The 9,061-nt window shown below is 51.9% G+C and carries 9 protein-coding genes and 2 pseudogenes; 7 read left to right on the top strand and 4 right to left on the bottom strand.

Annotation, left to right across the window (positions count from 1 at the left end):
- A pseudogene (locus V6N04_RS18660) lies at positions 1–111 on the top strand (IS5-like element ISCARN85 family transposase); the annotation flags it as partial.
- Here V6N04_RS18660 and V6N04_RS18655 read toward each other — a convergent pair.
- Both V6N04_RS18655 and V6N04_RS18650 read right to left on the bottom strand, forming a co-directional pair.
- On the bottom strand, positions 101–787 hold the full coding sequence (locus V6N04_RS18655) for a sugar kinase (RefSeq protein WP_371171687.1): 687 nt from the start codon (positions 785–787) through the stop codon (positions 101–103). The pseudogene V6N04_RS18660 and the gene V6N04_RS18655 overlap by 11 nt on opposite strands.
- Entirely contained in the window at positions 787–1,479 is a 693-nt protein-coding gene (locus V6N04_RS18650) for a GntR family transcriptional regulator (protein WP_371171686.1), read from the bottom strand. Before V6N04_RS18650 ends, V6N04_RS18655 begins: the two co-directional genes overlap by 1 nt.
- Before the next feature lie 141 nt (positions 1,480–1,620).
- On the opposite strand from V6N04_RS18650, the gene uxaC reads away from it, so the two are divergent.
- Genes uxaC through uxuA form a run of 6 tightly spaced genes read left to right on the top strand, consistent with a single transcriptional unit; the run spans position 1,621 to position 8,530 of the window.
- Positions 1,621–3,015, top strand: a complete 1,395-nt coding sequence (gene uxaC / locus V6N04_RS18645; protein WP_371171685.1) for a glucuronate isomerase — start codon at positions 1,621–1,623, stop codon at positions 3,013–3,015.
- Positions 3,016–3,036: 21 nt separating this feature from the next.
- Complete coding sequence (locus V6N04_RS18640) at positions 3,037–4,020, top strand: TRAP transporter substrate-binding protein (RefSeq protein WP_371171684.1); 984 nt, start codon at positions 3,037–3,039, stop codon at positions 4,018–4,020.
- A gap of 48 nt (positions 4,021–4,068) precedes the next feature.
- Positions 4,069–4,617, top strand: coding sequence for a TRAP transporter small permease (locus V6N04_RS18635; RefSeq protein ID WP_371171683.1), 549 nt, complete (start codon positions 4,069–4,071; stop codon positions 4,615–4,617).
- Positions 4,618–4,620: 3 nt separating this feature from the next.
- Positions 4,621–5,901 (top strand): TRAP transporter large permease, encoded by a 1,281-nt coding sequence (locus V6N04_RS18630; protein WP_371171682.1) that lies wholly within the window; start codon positions 4,621–4,623, stop codon positions 5,899–5,901.
- Positions 5,902–5,933: 32 nt separating this feature from the next.
- Positions 5,934–7,355, top strand: a complete 1,422-nt coding sequence (locus tag V6N04_RS18625; protein WP_371171681.1) for a mannitol dehydrogenase family protein — start codon at positions 5,934–5,936, stop codon at positions 7,353–7,355.
- A complete protein-coding gene (gene uxuA / locus V6N04_RS18620) occupies positions 7,349–8,530 on the top strand; it encodes a mannonate dehydratase (protein ID WP_371171680.1) in 1,182 nt (393 codons plus the stop codon). The genes V6N04_RS18625 and uxuA overlap by 7 nt, the downstream gene beginning before the upstream one ends.
- A gap of 75 nt (positions 8,531–8,605) precedes the next feature.
- Here uxuA and V6N04_RS18615 read toward each other — a convergent pair.
- Positions 8,606–8,818 (bottom strand): annotated as a pseudogene (locus tag V6N04_RS18615) (DDE-type integrase/transposase/recombinase); the annotation flags it as partial.
- 43 nt (positions 8,819–8,861) lie between these two features.
- Positions 8,862–9,061: integrase core domain-containing protein (locus V6N04_RS18610; protein ID WP_371171679.1), on the bottom strand; the 200-nt coding region annotated here is incomplete at its 5' end.

Below are 9,061 nucleotides of genomic sequence, written 5' to 3'. Positions count from 1 at the left end.
TTTCGAAGGCTGAAAGGATACCGGCGCATCTTCTCAAGGTTCGAAAAGCTGGACGTCATGTACCGCGCTTTCCTGAATTTCGCCCTAATCGTCGATATGATTAAGTGTTAACAGGCCCTAGTTGCGCGCCTAGTTTGCTGTAGCGGAATGCGGTTGCGACTGTATCGGTATCTCCAAAGTACATCTGCTCATCCTCAAATGAGGGCATTATTAAGTCTGAGCATTGCGCAAACTTGGTTGTTGATTGCCGCATTTCTTCATTGTTGGGCCACAGCTTTGGGCGAAGGTTCGGGTCGAAAATTATGGTTTTTCCCTTTGCACGGGCTTCCGTGAGTGCATTGTGCAGGTTTCGACGTCCGCCGTCGTCAAGAATGGCAACACTGATGCCGGAGAAGTAGACTACATCCGCGCGCTCCATGACGTTTGTCAGTAATTCATTTGAGGACGCATAGGTTTTGGCGGCACTGTTGTCTCGCCAATAGGTGAAGCTGCGCTCACCTTGGTCGAGATGGATCATATATAGGCCGAGAGTGCGGTCAGTCCGCTTGATGACATCAGTTAAGTCCAGGCCGGAATCGTGAGCAAAGCCAAGAAAGTCTGTCGAAATTTTGTCTACACCGACTGCAGTGAAGTAATTTACCCCCCAATCTTCCCGAAATTCACGCGCCGCGTACCAAGCAGTGTTGAACGTGTCACCAGCGAAGCTTCGCGACATACCTTTCGGTCCCGGGTTTTGCGATAGTTCGATCATGCATTCACCAAGAGCCAGAAATCGTTTTCTCGGCATCAGTCTTCGAACCACTCGTGGTTTTCTTCGCGTAGCTGCGCGATCGCACTTTCAATTTGCGAAAGGTGATCTCTCAGCGCGTTCTCAGCGCGTTCAGGATTGCGGTCTCGAAGCGCAGCAAGTAATTCGACATGACCTTCCAGTGCGGTCCGTGACGAAAATGATATAGACAAGTAACGCACCCGGTCGGTGTGGGCTTTCTTTTCCTGGATGCTCTTCCATGTGAATGAAAGCCCTGCAAAGTCGCATATGTCGCGGTGAAACTGATTATCCAATTGATGAAAGAGCTCTTTTTGATCTTCGCGGATGGCCTTCTTCTGCTCTTCGATCTGTTCTTCCAACGCACTGATGTGATCGTTCGTCAATAACATGCAGGCGTTGCGCATATTTTCAACCTCAATGGCTGTACGTATGTAGCGCGCCTCAAAAACGTCGCGCGCAGAGATCCGACTAACGACAGTCGCGCTTTGGGGTTTGATGATAAGAAAACCGAGTGTGGATAGACGATAGAACGCATCCCGAACCGACTGGCGTGATACACCGAGTTGTTTCGAAACTTCTGCCTCTGAGATTTTGGTTCCTGGGGGAAGTTCGAGTGTGAGAACTTTCGAGTACAAGGTCTCAAACACTTGCTCAGTAACGGTTACCCTTGTGACAGGTTGCATTTTTTGAACTGCCAAATTTTGCGCCATGGGGCTCCGCTCCTTAATCGTTGACGAATCGATCCATCTAACATATCAATCGACTTACAACTACCATATCAGTCGTGTAGTTTGTTGTTAAGTCTTAATGCACGATGAGGGAAACTAGGTAAAGGGAGAGCGCGTGTGTTGATGAAAGATCGGCTTTTTCCGCAGGATCAGCAAACTCGGGACATTGCGCGCGAGCTTTACTCCCATGTAGTGGAACTCCCGATCATTAGCCCGCACGGCCATACCGATCCCAATTGGTTTGCTAGCAACACCGCCTTCGCAAACCCGGCTGAGTTACTTGTGACACCCGATCACTACCTGTTTCGCATGTTGTATTCTCAAGGGGTCAGGCTGGAAGACCTCGGCATCTCACGACTTGACAGTGGAGAGATAGAGACAGATCCAAGAAAGATCTGGCGTACCTTTGCAAGTCACTACTTCTTGTTTCGCGCAACTCCGACGGCACTGTGGATAGATCACTCACTGCAAGAGGTCTTTGGTGTTTCCGATCCGCTAAATGCCAAAACAGCCGATGCAGTTTATGATCGCATCGATGGCTGCCTAAAGTCGCCCGAGTTTCGGCCAAGAGCCCTGTTTGAACATTTCAACATCGAGGTGTTGGCCACGACGGAAGGTGCGCTTGATCCGCTTGAAGCGCACAAAAATATTCAAGCTTCTGGCTGGGGTGGTCGCGTGATCACGACATATCGCCCAGATACCGTAATTGACCCGGAAACACCGGGGTTTGCTGAGAATATCGCCCGTTTTGGCGAAATGACGGGTGAGGATACTTCGTCCTGGCGCGGTTATCTGCAAGCGCACCGAAAACGGCGCGCAGAATTCAAAGCACATGGGGCGACCGCGACCGATCACGGACATCCAACTGCCCGCACCGAAGACCTCTCTCGGAGTGATGCGGCTGAGATATTTGATCGTGCACTTGCTGGTCGGCTTTCCCCTGAAGAAGCCGATCTTTTTCGGGGTCAAATGCTTACGGAAATGGCCCGGATGAGCATCGACGATGGGCTCGTCATGCAATTGCACCCCGGGTCTGTGCGCAATCACAATGCTGCGGTTTTTTCCACATTTGGCCGAGACAAAGGCTTCGACATTCCCCGTCGAACAGATTTTGCAAACGACCTTAGACCGCTCCTAAATGCAGTTGGAGACGACCCGCGCCTGACGCTTATTGTCTTTACGCTGGATGAGACTGCTTATGGCCGCGAGTTAGCTCCATTGGCGGGCGCCTATCCAGCACTAAGGCTAGGGCCGGCTTGGTGGTTCTTTGACAGCCCCGAAGGCATGCGCCGGTTCAGAGAAATCACCACCGAAACAGCAGGTTTTTACAACACCGTTGGCTTCAATGATGACACGCGCGCGTTCTGTTCTATCCCCGCGCGCCATGATGTCGCCCGTCGGGTTGACTGTTCTTATCTCGCTTCCCTCGTGGCTACAGGCCGGTTGAGTGAAGCGGATGCATCCGAGGTCGCAATTGACCTCACTTACCGGCTTGCCAAGCAAGCCTACCGTCTCTGAAGGTTTAATAGGGAGTAAACCATGACAATTAAGACAACAACGCTTGCGGCGCTTTTTGCTTCGGCAGCCATGGCGGCATCAGCTTTTGCGGAGTGTGAAGTCAATCTTCGTGCGGCTGACAACCAACCTGCAGGCTATCCGACAGTAGTAGCAGTCGAAGCCATGGCCGACATGCTGAAAGAGCGTAGCAACGGCCGTATTTGCCTGGAAATGTTCCACTCTGCACAGCTGGGTCAGGAAAAAGATACCATTGAACAAACCCAGTTCGGCGTGATTGACATCAATCGTACGTCAATCGGCAACTTCAACAATATTGTGGAAGAGACCCAGGTTCTTGCGCTGCCCTACATTTTCCGTTCGGTTGAGCATATGCACGACGTCGTCGACGGTGAAGTTGGTGCTCAGATACTGGGTGCGTTCGAAGCCCATGATCTGGTGGGGCTGGCCTTCTACGATTCCGGTTCGCGCAGCTTTTACAACTCACAAAAGCCGATCACTTCGATTGAAGACATGGCCGGGATGAAGTTCCGGGTCATGGGTGCTGACATCTTTGTGGATATGGTTGCCGCACTTGGCGCAAACGCTACGCCAATGCCGTTTGGCGAAGTTTACTCATCGCTGCAAACCGGCGTTATTGATGGTGCGGAAAACAATTGGCCCTCCTATGAGGGTACAGGCCATTTCGAAGTGGCTCCGTATTACACACTCGATCAGCATTTGATCGTTCCCGAAGTTCTGACCATGTCGAAAATCGCCTTCGACAAACTGACCGCTGAAGACCAGGAATTGGTGCGTCAAGCCGCACGGGATTCTGTTCCGGTCATGCGAGAGCTTTGGGCGGCGCGCGAAGCCGCTTCTGAAGCCAAGGTGCGTGAAGCAGGGTCCGAAATCATCACCGATATCGACAAGACCCCGTTTATCGAAGCGATGGTTCCGGTTTATGAAAAACACGTGACCTCGCCTGTTCTGCAACAGCTCGTTGCGGATATTCAAGCTGTCGAGTGATCTGACTTAACGGACAAGCTCCGTCCCGGCAAGTTGCCGGGGCGAATTATGCCCTTCGCAAATACGCCCGGAAACATGCAACAATATCTTATCACGGCCTCTCTTATTACTGGATTGATCGGACGCGCAGTACTTTGGCTCGCGGGGATATGTCTGGTTCTCATGACTGGCTTTATCGCAGCGCAGGTTTTCTGGCGCTATGTCTTAAACGACAGTATTATCTGGACGGAACCTGGCTCTGTCATGCTGATGGGCTGGTTCATTTTTCTTGGTGCCGCAGTTGGAATACGCGAAGGTTACCACCTTTCCTTCGACGTTTTGCTGCATGTGCTTCCCGAGTGGCTGAAAAAAACCTTTCATACGATCTCGGATGTTGCTGTCACAGCCTTTGGTTGCGGCATGATCTGGTACGGCTACCAGTTGGCGGAGAAAACTGCCGGAAATACGTTACCCTCGCTACACATATCGGGTGCGTTCAGCTTTGTTCCCCTCATTCTCGGTGGAGTGTTGGTGGTAATTTTTTCGATTGAACGGGTGTTACGCCGGGCAGCTGGCTTGCCGACGGCCCGTTTTGGCGATGACAGCGGAGAGGGCTGAGCGATGGAACTCTATATCCTATTTGGAACTTTTTCCTTTTTGCTGTTGATCGGGACGCCGGTCGCATTTTGTCTGGGCGTGTCCAGCTTTGCGACAATTGCGTATCTTGGGCTGCCCCCTGTGGTCGTGTTTCAGCGACTAAATTCAGGTGTTTCGGTTTTTGCGCTAATGGCCATTCCGTTCTTCATCTATGCCGGTGACTTGATGGTTCGCGGAGATATCGCACGTCGATTAGTCTCACTCGCAGAGGCGTTCGTTGGACATTTTCGAGGCGGTCTTGGTCAGGTGAACGTTTTGTCGTCAGTGATGTTTGGCGGTGTTTCTGGTTCTGCTGCGGCTGATGCTAGCGCCGTTGGTGGATTGATGGTGCCACAAATGAAAGAACGCGGTTATGGCGTCGATTATGCAGTAAACATAACAGTTGTCAGTTCGATCATCGCTTTGCTGCTCCCGCCGTCACACAACATGATCATTTATTCAATCGCTGCGGGAGGGCGCATATCGATTGCAGACCTTTTTACTGCAGGCATCATTCCGGGATTTCTGCTGGCCATCTCGTTGATGGTTGCAGCTTGGTGGGTCGCCAAAAAACGCGGATATCCGGTGCAAAAATTTCAGGGCTTCCGAATAATGGGCGCTCTCTTTGTGTCTGCCTTGCCTGGTTTAATTATGGTTGCGATTATTTTCGGCGGTGTACGCTCAGGTGTTTTCACCGCATCCGAATCCTCAAATATCGCCGTGGTCTATGCGCTGATTGTCACCTTTTTTGTCTATAAAACGCTGAGTTTTTCGGACTTTGTCGAGGCGACCATTGCAGCTGTGCGGACCACTGCAATGGTCTTGCTAGTCATTGGATGTGCGGCCGCATTTGGATGGCTTTTGGCGTACACACGTGTTCCGTCATCTCTTGTTGTGCTGCTCAAAAGTGTGTCTGAAAACCCGATCGTTATCCTGCTCTTACTAAATATTGTGTTGCTGATGCTTGGCACTTTCATGGATATGTCGCCGCTAATCGTGATTACCACACCGATCTTCCTGCCAGTGGCTACTGCATTCGGCGTCGATCCGGTGCATTTCGGTGTGATTTTGATACTGAACCTTGGAATTGGCCTGTGCACACCTCCTGTTGGCGCGGTCTTGTTTGTGGGGTGTGCGGTAGGACGCATTTCAATCTGGGAAGCGATGAAATCAATCTGGCCGTTCTACGGGGCCGCTGTCGGTGTCCTGATGCTGGTTACCTATATTCCAACACTTTCGCTCTGGCTTCCGTCAGTGTTCAAATGATGTCAGCAAAACAAAACACAAAGTCATCGCTTTTGGCGCCCGCTAATGAGGAAACACGACCAGGAGTAGGCATCGTCCACCTTGGGCTTGGCGCATTTTTCCGAGCGCATGGCGCAGTTTACATCGCCGACGCGATGGAGGCATCGGGAGGGGATTGGGGCGTCTTGGGTGTCAGCCTTAAATCGTCTAATACCCGCGATAAACTTAAGCCTCAGGGGTGGGTATATACTGCACTCGAGCTAGCCGACAGCACCTGCAAAACGCGTGTTATTCAAGTCTTGCAGGACGTTTTAGTCGCGCCGGAAAACCCAACCGCTGTACTTGCGGCTTTGGCGGCACCATCCACAAAAATCGTTAGCCTTACGGTCACTGAAAAAGGGTATTGTCTTAATTCGGCAACCGGGCGTATCAATTTCAGTCATCCTGATATCAAAACTGATTTGAAATCTCGTACGCCGGTGTCCGCACCAGGGTATCTGATGCGGGCCCTTCAAATTCGCAAAGAAGCCGGGTTGCCTGCATTCAGCGTTCTGTCGCTGGATAACCTGCCCGAAAACGGCCACCTCGCCAAATCGGCAGTATGCGATCTTGCCCGTGCGACCGACACCGAACTCGCTGATTGGATTGAAAAAGAGGTAACTTTCCCATCAACCATGGTCGACCGTATCGTGCCTGCCACAACCGAAGATGTCCTCGACAAGGTTCGCGAAATGACGGGCATTGACGATCAGGCAGCAGTGCAGCACGAGCCTTTCCGGCAATGGGTGATCGAAGACAACTTCGTCGACGACGATCACCCAGATTTTGCCGCCGCGGGAGCAACTCTCGTTGATGACGTCCGGTTGTTTGAGCATATGAAGCTACGCATGCTGAACGGTGCGCATTCTGCGCTAGCCTATTTAGGGTATCTCGCGGGCCACAAGTCAATATCTGACACTCTCCACGATCCGGTCTTTGATGCATTTATCAGTGACTTTTGGGACGCTGAGGTTATTCCTGCCTTGCAAACACCGCCCGGCACTAACCTGCACAGTTATGCCGTAGATCTGAAGCAGCGGTTCGCAAACACGGCCATTCGCCACCAGACATGGCAGATTGCGATGGACGGAAGCCAGAAACTACCACAACGCATCCTGAACACCCTGTTTGAAAACATGGATTCAAATCGCCCGCATAGGCGGCTTCTTTTGGCGCTGGCGGGTTGGATGCAATACGTCTCTGGCTTGGATGATTCCGGAGCCGCCATTGATGTGCGTGATCCGCTTAGCGAAAAAATCTCTGATCTTCTTGACGGAGTGGAAACGGCAGAGGACCGTGTCGCTGCCCTATGCACACTCGAAGAAGTCTTTGCAGGCTACCCGGTGGGAAAAGTGAGACCACAGCTCACCGCTTTGGTCAACAAGTTGGAACGGTTTGGGTCCCGAGCCACAATCAAGGATGTTCTGAAATGCTAGAAAGCTGGCGCTGGTATGGAGATCTGGACAACATCAGCCTGTCGGAAATTCGGCAAACGGGAGCCAAGGGCATTGTTACAGCCCTGCATGAAATCCCTTATGGCCAAGTGTGGGGGCGTGATGTCATTGCCAAAAGGCGGCAGGCAGTCGAAGCCGCCGAAATGGTCTGGGCTGTTTGTGAAAGCCTGCCCATTCATGAGGATATAAAACGTGGCACAGGCAACCTGAATTCTCTTTTCGACAACTATCGCCAATCCATGGCAAACCTTGCGGCTGAAGGCGTAAAAACCATCTGCTACAACTTCATGCCGTTGTTGGATTGGACCCGAACAGACCTAGCTGCCCCTGTTTCGAGCGGCGGAACATGTTTACGGTTTTCCGCAACACGAATGGCTGCTTTCGAGATTCATATGTTGGGGCGAAAAGGGGCTGCAGCGGATTATCCTTCTGAGGTTGTTGAAGACGCTGCAAGATCTTACTCGAAGATGACCGAGGAAGATCGAGCTGATCTGCTTAATGCCATCATGTCCGGCTTGCCCGGAGCCTTTGATCGCTATGATGTCGAAGGATTGAGAAGATCCCTGCAAACATATGAAGGCATCGGTCAGGACGAGCTGCGCGGTAACTATGCGCGTTTTCTGGACGAAGTGATCCCGGCAGCAGAAAAGCTTGGCATTGCTATGTGCGTCCACCCCGACGATCCACCCAGAGATATTCTTGGCCTGCCTCGCATTGTCTCTGACATGGAAGATATCGAGTGGGTAATGAACGCAAATGACAGCCCGACGAACGGATTGACTCTGTGCGCAGGTTCGCTCGGCGCAAACCCGGCAAACGACGTGCCTGCCATCGCTGCAAGGTTTGCGGAACGCGTTCACTTTGCCCATCTGCGCAATGTGCGGAAAGATGCGGATGGCTCCTTTGAAGAAGCTGCACACCTTGAAGGCGATACCGATATGGTCGCGCTCGTTTCAGTTTTAGTGAGAGAAGATACAAGGCGATCCAAAAACGCGACGGGTGGGGTCATGGGAATTCCGTTCAGGCCTGATCACGGTCACGAGTTGTTATCTGATATCGGAAGATGCAGTATTCCAGGATACCCACTGATCGGCCGAATGAGGGGGTTGGCTGAAATTCGCGGGGTTGTTCACGCGGTTGAGAAATTGAGAAGTTGAGAAGCAAAGTCGGTCCCTTTGGGGTTGTGTCGCAAATTTTCCCATGGGCAGCAATCACCTTTCTCCCGGGCGCACTTATCCTGCGAGGGCAGCGAATTGCTGGAAACCGTTTGTGCCTTGGGTGGTGATTTGTCCTTTGCGGATCATGTGTGAGGTTTCAATTCCGGCCAGTATTGCGGCGGCAGAGTGAAAGGCTTTAAAGCCCAGCATCGGCCGTGTCATCCGCTTGATAAAACGATGATCCTGCTCGACGATGTTGTTTAGATGCTTACTCTGCATAATCCCGATCAGTCGCCCTGGCGTTCCCCCATTGGGTGGTCCGGTCTAATTGTTAGTGCATCGTGGGCCTCTGGTCCATCGGAACGATGCTTTCCGGTGCAGGCGGGCGATAGCCCAATGAGCTGTGCGGCCTGACGGTGTTGTAGTGAATGCGCCATTGCTCGATCAGGATTTGGGCCTCTCGCAAGCTGTAGAAGATTTCACCGTTCAGCAATTCGTCTCGGAACCTTGCATTGAAGCTTTCACAGTATC

Origin of the sequence: Aliiroseovarius conchicola, assembly GCF_041403445.1 — a bacterium.
Classification (GTDB): domain Bacteria; phylum Pseudomonadota; class Alphaproteobacteria; order Rhodobacterales; family Rhodobacteraceae; genus Aliiroseovarius; species Aliiroseovarius conchicola.
This window is presented reverse-complemented; position numbering and strand designations above follow the sequence as displayed.